Source organism: Alteribacillus sp. YIM 98480 (genome assembly GCF_009765375.1).
Lineage (GTDB): Bacteria > Bacillota > Bacilli > Bacillales > Marinococcaceae > Alteribacillus.
In genome coordinates this window covers 14174-37555 of the sequence record NZ_VTOK01000004.1, presented here as the reverse complement: position 1 = coordinate 37555, position 23382 = coordinate 14174, and the positions used below count along the sequence as shown (strand labels likewise).

At 40.5% G+C, this 23382-nt stretch carries 18 protein-coding genes; 4 read left to right on the top strand and 14 right to left on the bottom strand.

The features are described 5' to 3' along the window. Positions 1–1230: 1230 nt before the first annotated feature. On the bottom strand, positions 1231–2313 hold the full coding sequence (locus FZF09_RS06295) for a maleylacetate reductase (RefSeq protein ID WP_158735738.1): 1083 nt from the start codon (positions 2311–2313) through the stop codon (positions 1231–1233). A gap of 202 nt (positions 2314–2515) precedes the next feature. Here FZF09_RS06295 and FZF09_RS06290 point away from each other — a divergent pair, with 202 nt between their 5' ends. The 3 genes from FZF09_RS06290 to FZF09_RS06280 all read left to right on the top strand — a co-directional run bounded on the left by FZF09_RS06290 (position 2516) and on the right by FZF09_RS06280 (position 7867). Next, a complete protein-coding gene (locus FZF09_RS06290) occupies positions 2516–5347 on the top strand; it encodes an AfsR/SARP family transcriptional regulator (RefSeq protein WP_158735737.1) in 2832 nt (943 codons plus the stop codon). Positions 5348–5522: 175 nt separating this feature from the next. Then, positions 5523–6776 carry a YheC/YheD family protein gene (locus FZF09_RS06285; protein WP_158735736.1) on the top strand — a complete coding sequence of 418 codons (1254 nt, stop codon included), beginning with the start codon at positions 5523–5525 and terminating at the stop codon, positions 6774–6776. A 35-nt stretch (positions 6777–6811) separates the two neighbouring features. Next, the gene (locus FZF09_RS06280; RefSeq protein ID WP_158735735.1) at positions 6812–7867 is read left to right on the top strand and encodes a YheC/YheD family protein; all 1056 of its coding nucleotides are present in this window, start codon (positions 6812–6814) and stop codon (positions 7865–7867) included. A gap of 611 nt (positions 7868–8478) precedes the next feature. On the opposite strand, the gene FZF09_RS06275 is transcribed toward FZF09_RS06280, so the two are convergent. The 11 genes from FZF09_RS06275 to FZF09_RS06225 all read right to left on the bottom strand — a co-directional run bounded on the left by FZF09_RS06275 (position 8479) and on the right by FZF09_RS06225 (position 18586). Beyond that, a complete protein-coding gene (locus FZF09_RS06275) occupies positions 8479–9660 on the bottom strand; it encodes a pyridoxal phosphate-dependent aminotransferase (RefSeq protein WP_304503056.1) in 1182 nt (393 codons plus the stop codon). A 127-nt stretch (positions 9661–9787) separates the two neighbouring features. After that, complete coding sequence (locus FZF09_RS06270; protein WP_158735734.1) at positions 9788–10570, bottom strand: SGNH/GDSL hydrolase family protein; 783 nt, start codon at positions 10568–10570, stop codon at positions 9788–9790. 325 nt (positions 10571–10895) lie between these two features. Further along, positions 10896–11588 carry a CpsD/CapB family tyrosine-protein kinase gene (locus FZF09_RS06265; protein ID WP_158735733.1) on the bottom strand — a complete coding sequence of 231 codons (693 nt, stop codon included), beginning with the start codon at positions 11586–11588 and terminating at the stop codon, positions 10896–10898. Beyond that, on the bottom strand, positions 11578–12339 hold the full coding sequence (locus FZF09_RS06260; RefSeq protein WP_158735732.1) for a YveK family protein: 762 nt from the start codon (positions 12337–12339) through the stop codon (positions 11578–11580). The genes FZF09_RS06265 and FZF09_RS06260 overlap by 11 nt, the downstream gene beginning before the upstream one ends. A gap of 178 nt (positions 12340–12517) precedes the next feature. Next, a complete protein-coding gene (locus tag FZF09_RS06255) occupies positions 12518–12958 on the bottom strand; it encodes a hypothetical protein (protein ID WP_158735731.1) in 441 nt (146 codons plus the stop codon). Then, entirely contained in the window at positions 12948–13649 is a 702-nt protein-coding gene (locus FZF09_RS06250; RefSeq protein WP_233269419.1) for a DUF2243 domain-containing protein, read from the bottom strand. Before FZF09_RS06250 ends, FZF09_RS06255 begins: the two co-directional genes overlap by 11 nt. A gap of 92 nt (positions 13650–13741) precedes the next feature. Continuing rightward, positions 13742–14683: a C40 family peptidase gene (locus tag FZF09_RS06245; RefSeq protein ID WP_158735730.1), complete on the bottom strand. Its 942-nt coding sequence runs from the start codon at positions 14681–14683 to the stop codon at positions 13742–13744. A 764-nt stretch (positions 14684–15447) separates the two neighbouring features. After that, a complete protein-coding gene (locus tag FZF09_RS06240) occupies positions 15448–16083 on the bottom strand; it encodes a hypothetical protein (protein WP_158735729.1) in 636 nt (211 codons plus the stop codon). A 130-nt stretch (positions 16084–16213) separates the two neighbouring features. Beyond that, positions 16214–17137, bottom strand: coding sequence for an ROK family protein (locus FZF09_RS06235; RefSeq protein ID WP_158735728.1), 924 nt, complete (start codon positions 17135–17137; stop codon positions 16214–16216). 372 nt (positions 17138–17509) lie between these two features. After that, positions 17510–17704, bottom strand: coding sequence for a hypothetical protein (locus tag FZF09_RS06230; protein ID WP_158735727.1), 195 nt, complete (start codon positions 17702–17704; stop codon positions 17510–17512). A 183-nt stretch (positions 17705–17887) separates the two neighbouring features. Further along, entirely contained in the window at positions 17888–18586 is a 699-nt protein-coding gene (locus tag FZF09_RS06225; protein ID WP_158735726.1) for a Na-translocating system protein MpsC family protein, read from the bottom strand. A gap of 265 nt (positions 18587–18851) precedes the next feature. Here FZF09_RS06225 and nagE point away from each other — a divergent pair, with 265 nt between their 5' ends. Then, positions 18852–20219: an N-acetylglucosamine-specific PTS transporter subunit IIBC gene (gene nagE / locus FZF09_RS06220; RefSeq protein WP_158735725.1), complete on the top strand. Its 1368-nt coding sequence runs from the start codon at positions 18852–18854 to the stop codon at positions 20217–20219. Between the two features lie 563 nt (positions 20220–20782). On the opposite strand, the gene FZF09_RS06215 is transcribed toward nagE, so the two are convergent. Both FZF09_RS06215 and FZF09_RS06210 read right to left on the bottom strand, forming a co-directional pair. After that, on the bottom strand, positions 20783–22003 hold the full coding sequence (locus tag FZF09_RS06215; RefSeq protein ID WP_158735724.1) for a cytochrome P450: 1221 nt from the start codon (positions 22001–22003) through the stop codon (positions 20783–20785). A gap of 607 nt (positions 22004–22610) precedes the next feature. Then, on the bottom strand, positions 22611–23351 hold the full coding sequence (locus FZF09_RS06210; RefSeq protein ID WP_158735723.1) for an SIS domain-containing protein: 741 nt from the start codon (positions 23349–23351) through the stop codon (positions 22611–22613). Between the last annotated feature and the right edge of the window lie 31 nt (positions 23352–23382).

The window sequence follows — 23382 nt, the reverse complement described above, 5'->3', positions numbered from 1 at the left end:
CCTTATGGCATATACTTGATCCTTTCATTAAACTCTTTCATTTTTGATGAGAAATTGTTTCGTTGATGTCGTTTTTATCAATAAAATGTTCGTTCATCCTATTCTTTTTCATCGATTTAGTTATAAGCATGCTTGTTTGACCGGTCCTGGCTTGATAAATCGATAGATACCGCTTCATAATTTCCAGTTATTTTCCAATACTAGCCGTCCCAAGCGAAATACTCGCCGTTCGTGCTCATTTACTAGCCAAACTTCAGCATTTACTCGCCGTTAGACGGAAAATACTCGCCAACGTAAAAATATGTGGGATTTTTTACGGGGCCTGGCGCAAAAAATATGCCGCCAAATCCTTATGGCATATACTTGATCCTTTCATTAAACTCTTTCATTTTTGATGAGAAATTGTTTCGTTGATGTCGTTTTTATCAATAAAATGTTCGTTCATCCTATTCTTTTTCATCGATTTAGTTATAATTATGTTTGTTAGACCGATCCTGGCTTGATAAATGGATATGTAGCGCTTTTGGATTTCCAGTTATTTCCAATACTAGCCGTTCCAAGCGAAATACTCGCCGTTCGTGCTCATTTACTAGCCAAACTTCGGCATTTACTCGCCGTTAGACAGAAAATACTCGCCAATGTGGAAATATATGGGATTTTCCGCCGGGCCTGGCCCCCAAAAAATAGATTGCCGCTATATCCTTGTGGCTATATCCTTTAGCATGTTTAAACTCTTCCATTTTTGATTAGAAATTGTTTCGTTGATGAGTTTTTTTCAATAAAATGGTCGTTCCTCTTATTCTTTTTTATCGATTTAGTTATAAGCATGCTTGTTAGACCGATCCCTGGCTTTTTAAATCGATAGATACCGCTTTTTTATTTCCATTTATTTTCCAATACTGGCCGTTCTTAGCGAAATACTCGCCGTTCGCACTCATTTACTAGCCAAACTTTGGCTTTTACTAGCCGTTATACGGAAAATACTCGCCATCCTAACATTGTGTGGGATTTTTCACTGGGCCTGGCCCAAAAAATGTGACGCTAGATTAAGTCCAATGGCGGGGATACATTTATAGCTCCTCGTACCTCCCCCTAATTTTCAATCAGCAGAAAACATTTCAACGGACTTTCACACATAAGTTTGGACTTCACTCATTACTAAAGTTAAATTCCCTAAAGAATAAAACAACGCCCAGTTGTTCTCTTCAACTGGACGCTTACTCTTTTCTATTATATTTTCGTCATTTCCGGTACGGGCCGTTCTCCGTTGTAAGCTTTTTCTAACAGCTCTTGGATTGCTGTTTTCGAAATCGGTCTTGGATTGTAATACGCATTTTTCGTAACTTGATCGGCCGCTTTTGCTACATCTTCTTTTTTCATCCCAATTTCAGCAAGCGATACAGGTCCATCGTTCGCTTTAATAAAATCATAGATCGCACCGGCTGCATCGTGTTCTTCCCTGCCTAAAGCCCGGGCAACTGCTTTCATGGCTTCTGGAGCGTAACTTGCATTATAAGCAGCCGCATGGGGAAGGATGACCGTATGTGTTTTAGCATGCGGCAGCTGAAAGCTTCCACCGAGCACGTGAGACAATTTATGATGCAGCGCCATGCCAACGGCACTTAGCGCTGAACCGGCGAGCCAGCCGCCATAAAACGCCTCCGCTCTCGCTTCCATGTTATCTGGTTGTTTGACGATTTCCCCTAAACTGGCGGCTAAAGCGCGTATTCCTTCCTCGGCCATAATGGAGGTAACCGGGTTGCGATTTTCCGCGTATAATGCTTCCACACAATGAGCCATCGCATTCACACCGCTCACTAGTGATAAAGAAGCGGGCATGGATTTCGTTAGTTCCGGATCATAAATAATCGTTTTCGGTTTGACAATCGGATCTTTTCCCGTTTGTTTCTGGCCGTTTTTTGTAATTCCCCAAACGGTCGTTAATTCTGATCCGGAATACGTCGTAGGCAGAGCCAGTATTGGAAGAGGAACTTGCAGAACAGCTGCTTTTGCTAAACCAATCGGAGATCCTCCGCCAATGGCAGCTAAGGCATCAGCCCGTGTTTCGTTGATTTCGTTTACTAAAACGTCGATTGTTTCTTCCGGTACATGTTGAACAGCCTTGTCATGTATACCGACACATTTATTTCCTAACAAACGTGCTGCTTCTTCTGCTTCCTTTTTCCGGCCTGGTGTAGATACAATTAGTACTCGCTCTGCTCCCCATTCTGCCATTTCTTCTTTTATCGTTTTTCGTTTATCTTGTCCAAACACAACTTTTTGCGGCTCCGTCTGATAAGTAAAATCGAACATCCCAGTACCTCCTTAGCATTCTTTTTAAGAGTGATCATACTATATATTTCTTACAATAAACTTACACAGCCCGATGATTTCATACGATAAATAGGTTATTGACAATCCATACGGGAAAACATACGATTTGTATGTAAGGATTTGCGTTTTTTGAATGCGCTTACAATATATAGAAATTTTTCTACAGAGGAGGCTGCTTTCCTTGGTCTTTTACGAATCAAAGTTAAGCATCCCTGATCACACTCCTTATTTAATGAGAAACCGTCTCTATGACTTTCTCGAAAACCATCTGTCTTGTTCGCTTATTTGTTTAACAAGTGATGGCGGATACGGGAAAACGACGTTAGTATCAAGCTTTATTAAAGAGAGAAACGTTCAAGCTGTCTGGTATCAGCTCACGTATGCTGATAGAGATCCGCAAACCTTTCTTTCTTATTTAAAAACAGCGATAGCAAGAGAAATCTCAGGCGGACAAATGACCTATGATATCCCGGCCGACAACATGCAAGAAGAGCTTGATAAAATTATTGCGATTTTATCGACCTGGCCTAAACAGCTTGTGATCGTGCTAGACAACTATCAATCCATTGATCAATCAGAAAAAATAGAACAGATGCTTTCTGCTATTACCAGGCAGCTCTCTGATCATGTGACGTTTCTTATTACGAGCAGGGTTCGTCCTAATCTTCCGCTTTCCTTTTTAAAATTACAAAACAGCTTTGCTGAATTAACAACAAAAGATATTGCCTTTACAAAAGAAGAAATCTATCAATTTTTTCTCAACCTGCATGAAATTTCGCTCTTGGAAAATGAAATCCATCTAGTCCTGCAAAAAACGGAAGGATGGGCAGCCAGCTTGCAGCTTTTAAAAGACCTGATCAAAAATATGGAACGAAAAGACCGGCCTTCCTTTTGGTCTTCTTTTAGCGGCACCGAAGACATATATCATTATCTTGGCTCTGAAATTATTGCAGCTCAGCCTGAAGACATAAAGGCTTTTCTCTACAAAACCTCCCTTTTGGCTGATCTTCAACCGAAAGTTATTAATGAATATTTGAACCGAAATGACGCAGAAGTAGTTTTAGAACATTTACTTAAAAATAATTTGTTTATTTATAAAAACGAGGACGGGACAATTAAATATCACAATCTATTTAAATCTTTTTTATACGAAGAGTTATCTAAACATTCTTCAAATTCTGATATTATTGATCTGCATGCGAAACTGGCTGCTATTTACGAACAGAACAGTTCTTATTTTTACGCTTTCGGCCATGCCATCGCCAGCAATCAGTTTCTTCAAGCGGCCTGGTTAATGTCCAATATGAAAGAGCTGTACAACCCCCCGCAATTTCTCGTTTTAATTGATGGGCTGCTCGAAGAAATTTCGCCTCAAATGAAAACAGCTAGCATTAGTTTATTTTTATTTCGCTGCATTCCACTGACGATTCAAAAAAAGTTAGCGGTAAAACTAGAAGAAAATATCGAGAAACCCGATGAAAGCCTTAATCCGTGCGTCAAATCCGTTTTACAACACCAGCTGGCGGCAATTTGTTTTTACAGCGGCGATGTGTTAAAAGCGCTCAGGTTATGCAGCCAATCTCTTCACCTTTCAAAAGAGCATAAAGATGATGAAATGATGGCGATTAATTTAGCATTAAAAGCCTTAATAGAATGGTACATGGATAACCATGAACATGCCAAGAATTCTGCTCAGGAGTCTTTATCTTATCCAGAAGCTTTAGAGCACTTTCACCCTCATCACCTGGCGACATGGGTACTAGCTGAAATCAACCTCGACCAAGGTCACTTAGCAAAAGCAGAGTTTCTGTTAAAAGAAACGCTAAAAATTTCGAAGCGGCGCCATGACTGCTCGATTGTGTACCCATACGGCTCGATGGGAAAACTGTACCGGTTAAAAAACGAAGATCAGCTCGCTTTAGAATGGGCCAACGAAGCGAAAGCATTAGCGGAATCATTTCACCTTGAATTTGATTTGGCGTGGATATACAAAGAAACAGCTCTCATTTATCAAAGCAGCAGGGATTGGAAAGAGACAGAGGACTATTTAGCCCAAGCTCTGCGCTATGCAAAGCATGCTGATTATTTAAAATGCAGAATCTATCAGCAGCAAATTACTTTTTTGCTATCTCTTGGAAAAACAGAAGACGCCCAGCCGATCATACAAGCATTAAAAAATATGGCAGCGAAGCATAACTATTATTGGCTGAGCATCCCAGAGCTCGTTGAACTAAGAGAAGCGGAGCACGGGGAACATCCAGACGACGAACGCTTGCACCTTAGCACGCTGGGCAGTTTTCAGATGACTTATAAAGGCAGACAGCTGCATATAAAACGAAAAACAAGCCTTCGTCTATTGCTCTACCTCATTACAAACCGTGCCAAAAAAATAAACAAAGAAGCGATTTTAGATGACGTTTTTGGAGAGGGATTGCCCCAGTCATTAAACAATCAATTTTACGTAGCACTGTCGCACTTACGAAAAACATTAGAGCCCGATTTAAAAAAAGGAAAAGACTCTAGATTTATTAAACGCGACGGGGAACACTATTATCTGTGTATGAAAAACATCCAACTTGATGCCGATCATTTTAATCAACTGCTTCCTACAAATGAAAACAATCCTATTTCGGAGCAGGTGCCTTATTTAGAAGAAGCCGAACAATTATACAACGGAGATTATTTAGAGGAATTCCCCTACGAACATTTTTTAGAGCTTGAAAGAGAAAAATACCGGAACCGCTACTTAAAAACGCTGCACACTCTTGCCTCCTATTATTGGGAGCATTCTCAATACAAACAAGGAATGGCTTACTACGAAAAAATAATTACCGAAGACCCTTATCAAGAGCAGCTTTATAAAGAGTTTATGAAAAAACTGTTAGAAGCTCAATTTTATGTACAAGCAAAGAAAGTATCGATTCAATATAAGAAATACATTGAAAAAGAACTCGGTATCCCGGTTCACGACCATATTAAAGAAATTTTCTCTGGATACGCCGAGACGAATTAAAGACATGCTCCCATTACCTTATCGTATATCCCGGAACCTTCGACCAGGTTGTTTCCGGGATTTTTTTTGCTTTTTCTAGGAAAAATGGGCGTTTGCCCCCCTATAAGAATCCATCCGTGAAACGTCTAATCGGCATAGGATATTTAAGTCTAATGCAAAGGGGTGAATATAAAATATGGATGTGGATGAAAACAAACATTCAGGAGGAGAAGAACCTTTGAATAATACTATCACTACACTGCAGCGTGCTCTTAGAAGCAGTAATGTAGAGGATGCAAAAAAATTAGCTGTTAAAAAAGAAAAGGCAAAGAATAACGACCATTTTGGGGTGTTGGTATCACCTAAAAACTTTAAATCTCTATCAGAACAGAAGCCTCATTTTCGCACGAAAAAATTAATTAAAATTAATCATAAAGATGCTCGTTTCAAATTATATTTTTTCTCTATTAATTCGATTGATATACAAAATCAGCTCATTACAGGGATATATTATGACATTTCCGATGGAAAATGGAAAAAGGACATTTACCCTTATCCCAATTTCCTTTACCGACGCGGCGGTGTCTCTAAAAAATATAAAAGACGTTACCGTTCCTTTGTTCATCAATGCAAGAAAAAAGATACGTGTTTCTTAAACCCATCTTCTTTAGGAAACTGGGAAGTGTACAACTATTTTAATAGGGTTGGATCCCTGAAAAAATATTTACAAGAAACGATTTTATATAAGGAACCCGATGATTTATTTAACATGCTCGAAAAACACCGGATTGTCTATTTAAAAGGACTAACCGGCCGAAAAGCAAAAAATGTGACCCGTATTGAACAGACGTCGGACCAACGTTACAGATACAGGTATTACAACGCCTCCGCTAAAAAAGTTCAAACGATTACCTTTAACAAACAAGAAGAAATGCTTCCCTTTATCAGTAATTTTTACAAAGGGAAACAATTTATGATTCAAAAAGCGATTGATTTGCTAGAAATTAATAATAGACGGATTGATTTACGCGCAGAACTGCAAAGAACAAGTACTGGATCGATTTCCATTTGCGGAATAAGCGCCAGATTAGGCAGACCTAAATCCCCTGTCACTACACATGCAGATGCTATTAATATGGATGGATTGTTTAAGTTTCTAAAATTGTCACCTGCCGAAGAAGCAAAATTAGTAATTAAAATGGAAAACTTTTTATACAAAGTTTACCGAGAAACGGAAAATAAATACGGCACCTTCGCCGAAATGGGCATAGACTTTGCACTAGACCAAGACCTTAACATTAAGTTTATTGAGTGTAACAGTCAAAGTGCGAAAGTGTCCTTATACAAAGCCCATGGTGACAAAGCATTAGAGCAATCTTTAATCAATGTATTATTATATGCGAAATCGATTCAAAGAGAAAAAAGAGCAAAAATGAAAAAGGCAAACTAGCCGATTATTTACCAACATTTGAAAGGAGGAAATCTATGATAGGTATTATTTTACCAGCTCGTGTGATGAAGCAGCTTATGCGAGGTGATGAACTTCATCCCACGGTCCAATATTATAAAAAACTTTCTCGAAATAATAACGTTGATATTTGTTTTTATGCAATGAAAAAAGTATCTCTGAAAACCAAAGACGTCACAGGTTGTGTGTATTACCATGCAGAAAACAAACTCGTTAAAAAGAACTTCCCTGTTCCAAAAGTAAACGTATACCGAGTTGGATCTTATTTAAGAAATAAAAAGTCTATTAAAAAAATAAAACAGTTGAGGAAAAATGAAGGCATCATGTTTTTTCATGCAGTCACCAACTATGAACGAAGCAAATATAAAGTCTATCAATATTTAGCATCGGACCCAAAAACCGCCCCATTCTTACCGGAAACCGCCATGCTGTCGTATTCAACCATGGTGAAAATGATTGACCGCTACAAAAAACTCTATATTAAACCGATCCGCAGCTCTAGAGGGAAAAACATTTATGTTTTAGAAAAAACAAAACAAGGCTTTACCATGACCCACGTCGCGAATTTCAAAGAGAAAGTCGTAAAGATGGCCAGAGGCGAATTGTACGACTACTATCAAAAGACGTTTACCTCTCCTCAAAAATTTCTCGTACAGGAAGGTATCGTTTCCGACGAATATAAAGGGAAAAAATTTGACTTCAGAGTATCCCCGCAAAAAAATAAGGATGGTAAGTGGCAGATAACTGGAATGATCGCCAGAGTAGCCAAAAAATGTGACAACATTACCAACCTTGATCAAGGCGGGCGCGTCAAATATAAGTTAAAACATTTAACTAGTAAAGAAGGACGCAGGAACATTAAAAAAGCTGCCCTTCGGATAGCGAAGACAATCGAAGCCAAATTCCCACAAGTGATTGATTTGGGATTGGATATGGCTGTTGATAAACAAGGAAATGCCTGGCTGATTGAGGCAAACTTCAGACCTTATCGGCGCAGGATCAACATCAGGCATACCCGTATTCCTTTTGAACATGCGGTATGGTACCTTAAACAACAAACAGCAGCAGCGTAAAAACGCAAAAATGTGTGGGGTCTGACCCGGACGGGGGCCAGACCCCACACATTTTATTAACCGGTTTGGCTTTTGGTTTTGTACAGCGTTTTGTCACTGATTTGCATGGTTTCTGCGTCGCTATGAGGTGCTTTTCCCCTTCCTTTATGGACCGCGCGGACGCTGGAGCGGGTATGCGTCATCTCTTATTGATTTGCGGCTTTCCAGCTCTGTTATGAGCCGCTATTTGACTTATGTGGACTCTCTCTTCCTTTTTGATCCGCTCGGTCTGAAAGCAGGACCGCTTGATCCTTTTCCTCTCTGTTTTGCGCCGTTCCAGCTCTGTTATGAGCCGCTTTTTTGACTTATGCGCACTCTCTCTTCCTTTTTGATCCGCTCGGTCTGAAGGCAGGGCCGCTTGATCCTTTTCCTCTCTGTTTTGCGCTATTCCACCTCTGTTATAAGCCGCTTTTTTGACTTCCTTTTTTGCCAAGCGGGGTCTGGCCCTCCATAATCTAAGCTGCCTAAATGGGAGCTGCTTTTATTATTTATATTTTCGCTCCCATCTGTATTGGCAAAGTGATTTCCTATCATCGAAAAATTTGCCGATTCAAGCAATTTCAACCAAACTATCAGTTTTTTTCAAATAGCGATAACTGCGCTATACGCTCACCCGCTTCGCGCAGTCTTTCTTCTGAATCTAGCAGTCCGACACGGACGTACCCTTCTCCGTGTTCCCCGAATCCTCGGCCGGGTGCTGTCGCCACATGCGCTTTTTCTAGCAGCAGGTCTGAAAATTGTTCGGACGTATAACCGTCTGGGACCGGAAGCCAGACAAAGAAAGTACCTTGAGGAGCTTTTATATCCCAGCCGATGGCACGTATTTTTTCAACAAATGCATTTCGTCTGGATTCATATGTATCGACCAGCTGCCGGACCGGCTCCTGGTCAGCGGTCAGCGCATGGACTGCAGCTTCTTGAATCGCTCCAAATAAGCTGACATATAAATGATCTTGAATTAAATTGATAGCTTCTATTACAGAGGAATTTCCGACAGCCATGCCTGCACGCCATCCTGCCATGTTGTATGTTTTCGACAGGGTGTACATTTCCACGCCAATATCTTTTGCTCCGTTTGATTGAAGAAAGCTCTGCGGCTTTTTCCCATCATAACCGATCGCGCCGTACGCAAAATCATGCACCACACATATGTTGTGCCGTTTTGCCAGATCTACTGTTTTATCAAAAAAAGCTTTATTTGCTGTTGCAGCGGTTGGATTGTTCGGATAATTTAAAAATAATAATTTCGCCTTTTTTAGTATTTCTTGGGGAATAATCGTATAATCGGGCAAAAAATGATTTTTCTCAAGCAGCGGCATCGTTTCTATGTTGGCATTTGCTAAAGCAGTGCCGGACAAATAATCAGGATAACCGGGGTCTGGAAGCAGTGCAGTGTCACCTTCATTTAAAAGGCACTGACTTATCTCAACCAAGCCTGTTTTTGCACCAAACAAGATCGCTACTTCTGTCTCCGGATCTAGTTCTACATCATATTCTCTTTTATAAAAATCCGCTGTAGCTTGTTTTAATTCCGCGCGGCCCCTGAACGGAGAATATTTATGATTCTTCGGATTTTCTGCGGTTTGCTGCAGCATTTCAACAATATGCTGAGGGGTTGGCAGATCGGGATTACCTTGGCCAAGGTTTATGATATCATGCCCTTCTGTCATTAGCCGTTCCACTTTTTTTACTAAGCCGGCAAAAAACTGTTCTGGCAATCTTTTTAATGCCTTCGATTGTTCAAATTGCACCACGAAACTCTCTCCCTTTTGAAGTTCTGTTTCTTTCAGTATGCCTATTTCTTGTGGAAATGAAAAGACTAGAAGAGAAAGATGATGGTTCTTTTTGACAAAATACAACTATTTCCCGGGAAATCCCTTGTTATTTCTCTTTATTTTCCGCTGCTTGATTACTAAAATAGTCGAGCAATGCTTCTGCCCATAATTTATTTCCGAGATCATTAGGGTGAATGCCGTCCACATTCAGAGTATCTTTAACCGTGATACTTGTTCTTTCATACGTTTTGTCAAAGTAAGGCCAAAAATCTATATATTCCCAGCCATTCTCTTTTATATGCGATTCCGTTTCTTTCACATACTCGGGGTACGTCATACCGTTGTTTGTATATTTTTCTCCATTTCTTCGTTGATTAGAAGGCTGAATGATAACGTGCGTTTCCGGGAGTTCTGCTTTGAACGTTTCCATGATCGTATCGATATTTTCTTTCGTTGCGTAAATATCTAACCTTGAAAAATCATTTAGGGCTGCTGTTTCAAAGATAATTAAGGTTGGCTTGTATGCCGTAACTTCCTCTGTAATTTCTTCTTCGATAATATTTTTCGTAGAATATCCATCGACGCCAAAGTTTTTACTCTCAAGATCAGGGTAATCTTGCTGAAGCACGGATGTAAATCGCTCTGTCCACCGTTTGTCCGGTGCGCTTGCCCCGGTTCCTTCAGTCACACTGCTTCCGACAAAAGCAATCTTCGTGTCATTACGAAAATGGCCATCATCTTCAAAAGAAATCTGTTTTTCGTTTATAGGGGTGTTTTCAACAGAGGGACCACTGACGAACTTGTGCTGATAGTAAACATATCCGCCAATGGTTACTGCTAAGAAAGATGCACCAAGGATAATAATCGTAGACGTCGTTTTTTTCATCATGATTGCTCCTTCTAAAAGAGATCGATTAGCTACGTCCGTTGCTATACCCTTTGGTTTCTTATATTAATCAGTAAGAATTTTCCTCCACCCGCATGAAATAAACATAACTATAAACATGTTAAATATTCTAGGGACAGAAAATGTGCCTGTCCCCTACACTGTAATATTCTCCCTTTAAAAAGTTCGACTTGCCGCCACTTCTGATTTTCACACGTTCTCTACGCGCTATACAGCGATGTTCACAGTATAATTTTCTAGACAGCCAAAAAGCTTCCTTATCGGAAGCTTTTATCATGTATATGTCTTAAGCACCTGCAGAAATGTATTATGGGTTTCCGTAATAGTAGTAATACTGCTGCTGTAAGGCTTTTCGTTGATTTAAAACTGTGCCTAAAATAGAAGCACCGGCTTTTTCTAGTAATTCTTTTGCTTTTAAACCAGCTTGCTTGTCGGTTTGGCCGCTCTTTATTACAAGAATACTTCCGTCGCAGTTCGCCGCTAGCACTTGAGAATCGGTAACCGGCAGTACAGGCGGCGCATCAAGAAGAATGACATCAAATTCTTGTTTGGCTTCTACGAAAATTTGTTCCATTTTTTTTGCGCTCAGCAGTTCGGCTGGGTTCGGTGGAATCGGGCCGCTTGGTACAATATGAAGGTTATCCACTTCTGTTTCTTGTACCACCTCGGAAAAGCGGGATTGATGAGTAAGCACATTGGTTACTCCATGTGTGTTCATCGTGCGAAACGTGTAATGCACTGTAGGCTTTCGAAGGTCGGCATCAACAATTAAAGTGCTTTTCCCTTGCTGTGCCATTGTAATTCCCAGGTTTGCCACTGTCGTAGACTTCCCTTCCCCCGGTCCTGCGGAAGTAATAAGAATTGTCTGCATGTCTTTGTCGACGGATGCATATTGAATGTTGGTTCGGATCGTACGATATTGTTCCGATACTGGTGACTTGCGATCCGTCCACGTTATTAAGTTACGCTGCTGTTCGGTGTTTTGCTTTTTACGAGCCAATTCTTTCACGTCCTCTCTCTTGACGACTACGGCTTGATGAGGCTTGCTGGGAAACAGTGCCTTTACTATTATTCTTTTCCATCAATGGAATGCTTCCAAGTACAGGAAGTCCAAGTTCTTTTTCCACGTCTTCTTCATTTCGAAAGGTATTATCAAGAAATTCGAGTAAAAAGGCCAGACCAACCGCTGCCATTAAACCTACTACAAACGCTATCGCCATGTTAAGCATAGGATTCGGTTTTACTGGAGCAGGTGAATCATCAAGTTCTGCTGGAGCAAGGACGACCACGTTATCAACGCGCAATAAGTCTGCAATTTCGCGTTCGAATACAGCAGCTGTCGTGTTTGCAATATTTACTGCACGGGACGGATTGGGATCTTCAACCGTAAGGGTTATTACTTGTGATTCCCCTTCACGAGTTATATTAATTTTTTCATTAATAACGGATGCATCTTGAGAACTCCCAATTTCTTCCACCACTTGTTCCAATATGTAAGGGCTTTTCATTATAACATTATATGTTTCTATGTATTCCGAGTCTGTATCAAATCCTGCTGCTTCTAGAGCTGAGCTTGTCCCCGTTGCTTGCTGGCTGACAAGCATCTGGGTACTGCTTTGATAAATTGGCGTCAAGACAAAAAAACTGACCGCTCCTGCTGCAGCGGTTGCTAAAAAAGTGATAATAATAATCATGCCTAGGCGTTTTTTTAACGTTTGCAAAATTTCTTGAAGACTGATTGTTTCTTCCATGCTCTTCCTCCAGGTTTTTATATTCCCTAGTCATTTTCTCCTCATATAATAGGTTCTTTCGACGGAGATTGACAAAAATCAAATAAACTATTAGGAATTATAGCATATGTGAACACCAAAATGTGCCTTCATTGGAAAGTTTATGAGGAAAGTTTTAGAGAGCATGATGATAAATCAGTTACTCTTTTTCTATTCTTTCTTCATAGAAAATATCTTGCCCATTACGCTGCAGCATTTTATGGTGATTTGTCGTTAGAAAGACTTGTACGACGTCTCCCGTCTCTAACTTGCCTGCATCATGATACGTACTATAAATGCGGCCCTTTTTTTCACCATTAACATATAAGTGAGCATGTCCTTCTTGAAAGCTGCCTTTTTCTGACCCTGCTTTTTCCGGAGTGAAAGAAAAGTTGTCTACCTCTAAGATGAGAAGCCAATGGTTTCTATCATCTTGTCTCAGCTCTCCGTCGATTGCAGGCACTGCTTCTCCTTCTGGAACTTCTACCGCTTCATGAGAATGGTCATCAGCCCCAGCATAGTGACTGTTTTCATGATGTAAATACACCATCACAGAAACGAACGAAAAAATGACAATAGCACTGATGATTCTATACCGCATATTTGGACCTCGTGTTTCGCCGAATAATATAGCCTATTACAAATAAGAAAATTCCGCTCGCCAAAAAGGCTAAATCATACATGAGGGCATTCGGGTCTCCTGGTTTAACCCTATGTATTTGAAGGAGATGGTGATTAATGATTCCTTCTATCACATTAAACATCCCTCCGCCTATCAAAAAGAAACAAGATAATAGGCGAATGCCTTTTGAAATATCGGTTGGCTTTCCGCCAAGCCATAATACGATGCCGCCGACAATTAATGTTATGGTCACGGCTAAATGAAACAAACCGTCACTTACAATTTGTCCTTGCCGGCTCGTTTCCATCACGACACTGTGCCATTGAAGAAGCTGATGAAAAATAATACCGTCTAAAGCGCCTAATGTGCCAAATCCCATTAAAAAACTTCCAACAATAATTAATTTTCTTTTCGTATCTATTGTCACCGCAGTTTCTCTCCTTTTTCCCAGGTTCATAGTTTTATGTTTTCCTAAAATAGGAAATAAAAAACCTAATTTTTTCCTGCAATAAAGAAAATTAGAAAATTTAAACCTTTTAAAGTTAAGAAGAGCGCAAGCGCCTTGCTCACGAGCGACAAGTCCTGGAGGGGCGGCATATGGAAAGCTGATCTTTGCTTTCCATTGACGAACCGAAGGAATCTCGAGCGAGTAGGCGCTTGCGCTAGACATGTAAAACGTCAACTATTTATCATTTCTTACCTTTATAAAAGAAAAGCAGTCCCTAATGATTAATAAGGACCGCTTGGAATGTATATTTTTCGTTAGCTAAGACGACCTGCGCCAAGGTAACGCTGCTTCCAATAGGAAGAAGACATGTTTGCAATTGTCACTCCTGTAGAGCTGCCCGCGTGAATAAATTGTCCTCCGCCAAGATAGATTCCAGCATGAGAAGGACCACTAGTGTACGTTTCAAAAAACACAAGATCTCCAACACTTGGATTCGATACTTTGGAGCTTGCCTTGTAAATAGATGCTACCGTGCGGGGGATGCTTTTTCCTGCTTTGTTAAATACATACTGTAAATACCCGCTGCAGTCAAACCCGCTTGGAGACGTGCCGCCCCATACATACGGGGACCCTATGTAATTGCGTGCGTTTGATACCAGCTTGTCCGTAAAGCCAGCAGACGAATTGGACGTGGTTTGGCTGCTTGTCGATGATTTTACGTTCCCGCTGCTTAATGCGGAAAACGTTTGCGGACCAGCTATTCCGTCCGCACCAATACCGGCCGAACGCTGAAATGAGCGAACGGAACTTGCCGTGACTGGTCCAAATGCACCGTCAATGCTTCCGCTGTGATGTCCTTTTCTTTTAAGAGTCTGCTGCAGCTGACGAACATCGTTTCCACGTGCTCCTTGACGAAGCGTTCGTGAAAAGGCAGCTTGGTTCGGGGCAGATGCACTCGCGTTAACAGAACTTGTTTCTATCCCCATCGAACGAAATGTTTGAGGTCCGGCAATTCCATCTGCGCCAATGCCTGTGCTGTTTTGATACGAACGAACGGCTTTTGCTGTAACAGGACCAAATATTCCATCAATGGATCCATGCAAGAACCCTTCGCCTTTCAGCCATTGCTGTAGTTCAGTCACGTCCGCGTGATGCATTCCTTGTTTTAACGTTTGATCACCCAGGGCGGCATCAGCCGCGGCTGGAGTAAAAAGAACCGCTGCAGCAAGTGCTGTAGATAACAAATATTTTTTCATGATTGTCTGTATCGCCTCTTCCTGTTGTTTCTCTTAGGTGGCTAGAATGCTGCATCGTAATGATAGAATGATAGTATTCTCAGATTTTGACTGAGCGATCAATCTAAAAATTTTTGTTCATCTATTTTTTCATACAGGATAGGTTTTGCGGAGAAAGGCGAACCATACACCTCCGTATATTTTTTCAACATTGTTGTTTATGCAAGATTTTCCAACCGTTTGCACCATCAAATTATATGTCGGGTTTTGTCTGCTATCAATAGATTACCTGCTTTTGTTACGCAACTGTAATGATTGATAGAAAAGTCTAATAAATAATAGAACTTTTCCCCTATTTCTTTTAGGATCGACTAGAGCATGGATGCACTCTCGAAAGGTGCTCAGTTATTCGGCTGAATCAGGTTATTGTTCATTTTTTCCCCGCTTTGGTTCCCCTTTTATTTTTGTGCATTTATCAATGAGAATGATCCATTCCTTTTAAAAAGCAGTCCGACGTTATTCATTTGGTTCATATGTTTCATCTTCTTACGCATTTATTCATGAAAGGTATGCCTATTTCTTCCTTAGTGATTTATTTTCGTTAAATATGGAGTGCATGGCCCCATATTCTATAATAAAAACGGGCTCGCTCCACTCCTTAGAAAACTCGGCTTGCCGCCAAGTCCTATGGCGGAAGTCGTCGTTTTGCTTATACTTTCACCCTTTGTATGAAAAAAAGCGTACAAAAAAGAGCAGTGTTACAATTGTTACTGCTCTTTTCTTAGCTATAATGTCAATATTCTCTGATTTACTATATCCTCAATTACTTCTTCTGTATTTAATGCGTCATTCACATAATATCTGCTTCGTTGAGGAGGTCTTGGTTTCATTAGAACATCAAGCTTATGGCAATAGCGGAAAAGCAAGGTTATAAATTGCCGGAGAGTCGATGATTGATAAGTTGTAAATGTTTGCAGGTCGTTTGCAAATGCCTCATAAAAAGTCTTTGAAGAAAATGGGTCTTTTCCTTTCCAACTTTCTAGATTGTTTAGAAATTTCCGAAAAAACTCGACACTAACTGCGTAAGTTTGAGGAGGTTTTTTGAATTTCAAAAGATTATCCTCTTCTATGTAGTACAGCATTAAGTTATCCGGTTTACGTTGGTGGTCGTTGATATTTTGGATAGAAGCATAGTCTGCAGCAGGGGATAACAGATCTTTAGGGCTGTTTTCTATTTTATCTTGTTGTACGGAAGCACTGACAGACGCAGCACTGGATTGGAAGGGTTCCCCTGCGATAAAAGCTTCGATACGGGCCAATTGTCTCATGTACGAAACAGCCTGTTCGGCACGGTCGAATTGATGGGTATCAATCGACGTCTGGAGAATGTCTTGCAATTTTTCATGCAATAGAGAAGACATGTCTGAACTCCCCCTTTCTTATTTGTTACTATTTAATTGTACACAAAAGACATTGTTATGGCCATCAAAAAATAAAGCGTTTTCTTTTTCCGGTATATCAGGCTTATTGTAAAATCCAGTGCAGTAGGACTTATCTCCTTGAACAAACTGCACCGACCGCTCCTATTTCTGCTTTAAACCGTGCAGGCTGCACCGTTATTCCCTCTGCCATGTAAGGCATAGTAAAGCGCTTTACATAGGCCTCTACTTGACTGAAAAAGAAATCCCCTTTTTGTAAAACCCCTCCACCAATAACAATTTCGTTTACAGCGAGCAAATGTATCGAGTTTACAAGAGCTAGTCCAAGGTATTGGGCACTTTCTTTTAAAACGTTCTGGCACCACAGATCTCCCTTTTCGGCAAGCTCTACTATTTCAGGCATCGCCATTTCTCTATATTTACCGCCCTTCATACGAACCTTTTCTTCCATAGCTGGACCGGATGCATAATGCTTTAAACATCCATAATTACCACACGTGCAGTTTTCGCCCTTTGGATTCACCGTCATGTGACCCAATTCCCCGGCTCCTTGCATGATCTTCCCTTCTTTTACTATGCCGGCACCGATGCCGGTTCCAACCGACACATACATAAAACGATCACTTTTTCTGCTCTTTTTCTGCCATTCTGCCATAGCTGCCGCATCCGTATCATTGCATAAATGAACTGGCATTTGTAAAGCTTTTTCTACCTGCTCCCCGATGGGAAAATCTTTCACGCCTAAGCTTTGAGCATAGCGAATGGTTCGCGTGCTTGTATCGATGATTCCGGCAGAAGCAATCCCAATTTCAACCGGAGTCCTACCTTCTTTTTCTGCCCATATTAGTAAGTCCTGAACGATAGTGCTGATCGTTTGTAAAATCTCTTTTTCCGAATGTTTCTCTTTTGCAAAAGTGGGAAGCTGTCTGGTTGCAACTGCATTTCCGGCATCGTCCACCAACGCGCCAAGAATTTTCGTACCGCCTAAATCAATGCCTATTCGAAGTACTTTCTCATCGAATTCCCGTCTTTTCATCCCTTTATCCTCACTTCATCTATTTCTTTACTAGCAATATAACATACTTACCTTTTATGCAGCCGCCATATATTTCTCCTTACAAAAATTTCTTAAACGAAAGTTATGTTAACCGCTTTTATTTATGAACAGGACCCAGAGCATAATGAACATATTAAAACAGTTTTATTATGCTAAGAAAAGCGCAAGCGCCTTGCTCACAAGTGAGTAGGCGCTTGCGCTAGACATGTAAAAACGCCAAATATTTATATTTTCTTCCCTTAACAAAGGGAGGGGCTGTTTCCATAGATAATGGACAGCCCCTCCCTTTTAGAACTCATTATTTTTTTATGTAAATAGACCTGTTAAGCCAGGACGAAAAATTCACCTCTCCTAAGAAGGGTAGATTTTTTCGTCATAACAATGGCTGCATTTTTTATACTGTTTTTCCTCCACTAATTTATTTACATATTTCTCATCGTGAGATCCTTCCCTTTTTTCAAGAGGCGTAGTGTTTAGACCGCAGGCATCCCCTGCATAGGGGGTGCGGTGTATTTGCATCGTCGTATGATCAATTAGAAATTTCAAGTTGAGTTCCCCCCTTTTTCAAATGTTTTGGAGCGATTTAGGAAAATAAAAGAATTAAAAGTTCGCTTGCCACCAAGTCCTTATAGCGGAGTCGTAGTTTTTCACATTAAAAAAGCCGAAAAGAATGTTTTCTTCATTCTTTTCGGCTTATGTTCAGCTCAAATTGTCTGACTCATTACCACCTTAGTGCTTATTTGGTTGTAATATGATAATGATATAGCTTTTATCTAATTTAAAGTCCCAATCCACGAAAATGTCCGCTACGTTTGTTTGGAGAATGGCCTCAAAGTTACTCGCATGCAAAAGCCTTTTTTCTAGATGTCTTTTTGTTAATTTAAGCTCTTCCTCAAAGCCAGATCGGATTAATTCTTTCTCAATCCGAACTAAAATGCCCTCTCTCGTAATAATAAGGGTTCTGTCATTTATCATACAGGAATCAAGAGACGCAGGTAATTTCTCGGCCTGCTTGCTTACACGGGCAATTTCATTGTGAATGGCTTCTTTTCCGGAATATTCTTCTAATATGGCTGCATCGTCTTCGCCCTCATCTTCATTGATGATTCCAATTAGGATGCCTGTGCGGTTTTGAAGGGACCAATCATAATACATTTCATTCACCGCTAAATTCGCAGTCACCTTTAAAGTTGCTTTAATTTCCGGAAGAAGTTCTTGCATAAGAATATCTCTCGTTTCTTCCACTTTCATCGTTTTTCCTTGTGAGACCAGCACCCTTTCCATTGGGGCCAAGAAATCTCTTAAATGAAGCGTTACAAACGGTTTTTTTATCGAAACATAAACAGAAGAAGGACCTTTTCCAAAGTTATCTCTTAAAAGCTTACCAGTATAACTAGCTATTTCAGCTTGCACAGACGTTTTCTCCATAAATCGCCATTCCTTTTTATAGACAGAAACATTCTTTTTTCCGTCCTAGTTTATTATAACATTCCTTTTCATAATAAAAAGAGTAGTTACTATCTATTTCCGTTTATTTAAGTATTATAACCGGTTTTTTTAATTTTTAGTGTTCTAGTGGTATAGACAACTATATTTAATGATGCTATAATGCCCATATGATTGGCATTATTTTTACGTTATTGTAATCGCTTACCCAAAACGTTTACATTCATTATTTAAGGGGGTTAAACAGATGCTAAGTTTTTTTCAGAAAATCGGTAAAGCATTAATGCTTCCAATCGCTACCCTGCCTGCTGCGGCATTATTGCTTCGTTTAGGACAAGATGACTTTTTGAATATTCCATTTATGGCAGCAGCAGGATCGGCCTTATTTGACCATTTACCGCTTATTTTCGCTATTGGTGTTGCTGTTGGGTTGTCACGAGATGGAAATGGGGCGGCCGGCCTTGCCGGGGCGATAGGTTTCTTGGTGCTGCAGGAAGGAACAGCTGCTGTTAATGAAGAGATTGATATGGCATTTCTTGGCGGTATTCTGTCTGGTGTTGTTGCGGGGCTTTTATATAACCGCTTTCACGCCGTGAAACTTCCAAACTGGCTTGGTTTCTTTGGCGGAAGGCGCTTTGTTCCGATAGTAACGGCTGCTACGATGGTTGTTTTGGCAGGGATTTTCGGGTTTGTCTGGCCTCCTGTTCAAGCGGGCATTGACGGTATTGGCCAATGGATTATTGACGCAGGAGCAGTTGGAGTTGGAGCGTATGGCTTCTTAAACCGCTTGCTTATCCCAATTGGACTTCATCACGTTCTAAACAGTCTCGTTTGGTTTGAATTTGGATCATTTGAAGGAGCAACGGGAGATCTTGACCGCTTTTTTGCAGGAGATCCGACCGCGGGAACCTTTATGGTTGGTTTCTTTCCGGTTATGATGTTTGGTCTTCCGGCTGCATGTTTAGCCATGATTGTGGCTGCAAAACCAGAACGCCGGGCTCAGGTGGCTGGTCTTCTCGGAGGACTTGCGTTCACATCATTTCTTACCGGTATTACCGAACCAATTGAATTTACGTTTATGTTTTTGTCTCCGCTCTTGTATGTCATTCATGCTGCTTTAACAGCAGCTTCCATGGTAGCCACTTATTTTGCCGGCACTCTGCATGGATTTGGGTTTTCTGCCGGTGCGATTGACTATTTCCTAAACTTCAATATCGCAACGAAACCACTGCTATTAGCAGGGATTGGAATCGTGTTTGCTGTCGTTTACTATATCGTCTTTTATGCAGCAATAAAAGGACTTGACCTGAAGACACCCGGTCGTGAAGATGAAGAAGATCTGACAAACACAAATGAAGGTGACGACAAATATGAAGTGATGGGCAATGAATACGTGGCAGCGCTTGGCGGATATGAAAATATCGATAGCATTGACAACTGCGTCACCCGTCTTCGTTTGAAAATAAATGATATGGACAAAATCGATGAAGAACGAATCAAGCAAAACGGCGCCCGCGGGGTGATGAAAATTAACAGCACTGACTTGCAAATCATAGTCGGCACCGATGTTGAATTTGTTGCCGATGCGATGCGGCGAACGAAGCCTGAAGATTAATCAAAATAGACTACTGCATAACGTTTCGGGGGTCTGGCCTTGTTTCTTTTGTTTGGGCCAGACCCCCCATTTTTTGTTTGGATGAGCAGTGTTAGACGTTTTATGCATCCAAGGAAGGTTAATATGAAGACACGGTTTGCAAAATGTGCCGCACTGTTTGCAGGGATCGGGGTATAAGTAATGCTCCTGTTGGAAGTACCCGGGATCATACTGATTTATGTCTCTTTTTGATGATGGTTTGATTTCCTTTTTTGCGTCTATGCACTGATGATTGAGAGATATGCATCACTTTCTATCTTTTATGAGCGGTTGTAGCCGCTTTACCAGTTTGTGAACCATTTCTTTTTGTTTATGACTAACTTTTCATGTCTTATGCACCGCTTTTTCTCACTTATAACTCACGTCCTGTCTCTTTTGCACTGATCTCCTTTTTTAATATCTTTCCGTTTCCAAAGCCGGCCCTCTACACTTTAAAATGTAGCTCAGACGCCTCCTTTTGTTTATTGGTTGATTGAGAGATTAGTGGATAATGTATGAACCTCATTGGTTGTTTTTCAATTTAACTATACGTTTTCAAAAGTAATAGGCAGTTTTTCTAATGATCTAAACCCCATAAGTTTTCTCCATTGCAATTCAATCGCATCCAGTTGAAGATCAGTTATTCTAAGTATGAGGGTATGAATGGCCATTTGCGCCTCCATACGTGCTAATGAGGCACCTAAACAAAAATGAATACCATGGCCAAACGCAAGATGAGGATTAGACTTTCTGGTTATATCCAGCCTATTAGGAGCAATGAACTTTTTCGGGTCACGATTAACGGCACCCAATAGGATGTAAACCTGTTCCCCTTTTTTTATCGTTTTTTTGTTGATTTCGATGTCTTCTGAGGCATAACGAGCTATCATTTGTGTAGGGCTTTCAAAGCGTAAAAATTCCTCCACAGCTTTTTCTATTAGCGATGGGTATTCTATTAATTTCTCAAACTGGTCAGGATGGTTTATTAACGCAAGAATGGAATTGCTAATAAGGTTTACCGTTGTCTCGTGACCAGCAATGAGAAGCAAAATAGAAGTTGACAATAATTCTTCCTTACTTACTTTATCCTCTTCTTTTATTAACATACTGATAAGATCATTTTTTGGATTTTGTTTTCTTTTATTTATTAAAACACGGAAGTAATCTATTAATTTTATTATTTCGTTATTGCCTTTGTGTAATGCCTTTCTTGATCTGGTGAAATCAATCGTTTGCAGTAAAATAATAGACCATTCTCTAAATAGATAACGATCTTCTGCTGGTACTCCTAAAATCTTAGCTATAATGAGACTAGCTAAAGGAAAAGAAAAATCTGAAACCACGTCCATTCTTTTTCTATTTTGTACACCATTTAGTAAGTCATTAGCCGTTTCTACTACGCAGGGTCGATAACTGTCAACCATCTTTGGTGTAAATGCCTTGCTGACAAGAAAACGTAATCGTTTATGGTCAGGTTGATTTTTGTATACCATCATGTCGTTTTGAATATGCTTAAGAAATTCATACTTTTTGGATGTTTGAGGAAGAGGGATTCGATTTTGAAACCTCGTATCTTTGAGAATAGCTAGTGCTTCTTCATAACCGGTTACATACCACCCTGCATTTTTCAATAAGGATCCTTTGTATAAAGGATTAATAGAACGTAGATGATCATAAAAAGGATAAGGGTTTTCAAAAAAAGCTGTAGAAGTTAGCGAAAAGGGTTGTTTTGCATCTTCTCGTGTTTTTGTTACATGTGTTGTCATATGTATGCACCTCCTGTATGTAAACTTATTTTTTATATAGGTTTACAATAAAGGTACATGATTTATAGTGACATTGCAACGATCTTATTTCCTTGTTAGATTTGTGAGTTGTTATTCTTCTTAAGTGTAATACGCTAAAATATGAACAACTTTCTCTTTTGGTTAGATTTTTTATGATTTTCGTATGTAGAATTTTCCTTTTCGGTGTCTTCCGTTTTGGGGTCTGGCCCTACACCTTTTGTAACACTTTTCTGCAGGGTTCCTTTTTTTGATCTTTTTTTTGATCTGAGTCCTCTTCCTACTTTTATGATTCACTTTCCACTGTTTTTGCGCCAGCCTTGCCCCACACATCTTCCTCTTCGGGGTCTGGCCCCACATACTTTGTAATGCATTAACTGCGAACGGCTTCTATATGTTTTCTTTCCTCCTTGAGTTGAGCGGTTTCCCAATATTATGCACCTCTTTCTCCTGGTTATGATCCTCTTTTCCCTTCTTTTGCACCCTTTCCCTTGATCCAGCACTTCCCCTCCTCTGGGTCTGGCCCCACACAAACACAGATGGTGAATGCTGCTTCAAAACAAATTAAGAGCTGTGCCTCAAGTGGCGTTCAGCTCTCTAATAGCGGAATTTGGTTTTTATATAGTTCTACCATACGTTTGTTGTGTGCGTCGCTGCCTTCGATGTTCGCGCTTTTAAAGACGGGCAGTTCGGTTTGTGTTTGTTCGAGCAGGTGCAGAATTTCAGCGATCATGCCTTGCAGTATAGCGATGTTAATCAGGGAAGACCCTGGTGCAAACCGAAGCTCAGGTTCTGTTTCAGCCTGCAGCAGCGCGTCACCTTTAGGAATATGGTTATCGAGGACGATGTCTGCTGTATCATGGAGATGTTTGCCGGTATCATGTCTTGATGGCTGGGACGCTGCATAGGTTTTTGATGTTAAGGCAATTACCGTGGTGCCTTTTTGTTTTCCAAGCAAGGCAGCATCTACGGGCACTCCATTTCGGCCTGAAGTAGAGACGACCAGGAGAACATCTTTATCTGTCAGCGGAAGCTCCTCCATAAACGAAGCAGCGTAATCTGTTTTACGTTCTAGCTGCGAGGATTGCACAGGACCTTTATGAAGCATAAGGTTCTCTTCAAAAATGGGATATACCGGGACGAGTCCTCCTGCGCGGTAAAAAAGTTCTTCAGCCATCATGTGCGAATGGCCGCAGCCAAACACATAGAGTAATCCGCCTTCTGACACCTTTTCCGCTATTTGTTTTGCAGCTTTTTGGATTGTCTGCGCTTCCTTTCTTTCCACTTCATCTATAAGCTGCTTGATTTCATGAAAATAATCTAAAAACATTAGACCGATCCTTTCGTATGCGACATATCCC

What these genes read in the sequence shown, in the direction of transcription:
- FZF09_RS06280 (WP_158735735.1), top strand. Translation starts at nt 6,812, where the DNA reads ATGATAGGTATTATTTTACCAGCTCGTGTGATGAAGCAGCTTATGCGA.
- FZF09_RS06240 (WP_158735729.1), bottom strand. Translation starts at nt 16,083, where the DNA reads ATGTCTTCTCTATTGCATGAAAAATTGCAAGACATTCTCCAGACGTCG.
- FZF09_RS06255 (WP_158735731.1), bottom strand. Translation starts at nt 12,958, where the DNA reads ATGCGGTATAGAATCATCAGTGCTATTGTCATTTTTTCGTTCGTTTCT.
- FZF09_RS06235 (WP_158735728.1), bottom strand. Translation starts at nt 17,137, where the DNA reads ATGAAAAGACGGGAATTCGATGAGAAAGTACTTCGAATAGGCATTGAT.
- FZF09_RS06285 (WP_158735736.1), top strand. Translation starts at nt 5,523, where the DNA reads ATGGATGTGGATGAAAACAAACATTCAGGAGGAGAAGAACCTTTGAAT.
- FZF09_RS06260 (WP_158735732.1), bottom strand. Translation starts at nt 12,339, where the DNA reads ATGGAAGAAACAATCAGTCTTCAAGAAATTTTGCAAACGTTAAAAAAA.
- FZF09_RS06245 (WP_158735730.1), bottom strand. Translation starts at nt 14,683, where the DNA reads ATGAAAAAATATTTGTTATCTACAGCACTTGCTGCAGCGGTTCTTTTT.
- FZF09_RS06225 (WP_158735726.1), bottom strand. Translation starts at nt 18,586, where the DNA reads ATGGAGAAAACGTCTGTGCAAGCTGAAATAGCTAGTTATACTGGTAAG.
- FZF09_RS06215 (WP_158735724.1), bottom strand. Translation starts at nt 22,003, where the DNA reads ATGACAACACATGTAACAAAAACACGAGAAGATGCAAAACAACCCTTT.
- FZF09_RS06210 (WP_158735723.1), bottom strand. Translation starts at nt 23,351, where the DNA reads ATGTTTTTAGATTATTTTCATGAAATCAAGCAGCTTATAGATGAAGTG.
- FZF09_RS06270 (WP_158735734.1), bottom strand. Translation starts at nt 10,570, where the DNA reads ATGATGAAAAAAACGACGTCTACGATTATTATCCTTGGTGCATCTTTC.
- nagE (WP_158735725.1), top strand. Translation starts at nt 18,852, where the DNA reads ATGCTAAGTTTTTTTCAGAAAATCGGTAAAGCATTAATGCTTCCAATC.
- FZF09_RS06295 (WP_158735738.1), bottom strand. Translation starts at nt 2,313, where the DNA reads ATGTTCGATTTTACTTATCAGACGGAGCCGCAAAAAGTTGTGTTTGGA.
- FZF09_RS06250 (WP_233269419.1), bottom strand. Translation starts at nt 13,649, where the DNA reads ATGTCTAGCGCAAGCGCCTACTCGCTCGAGATTCCTTCGGTTCGTCAA.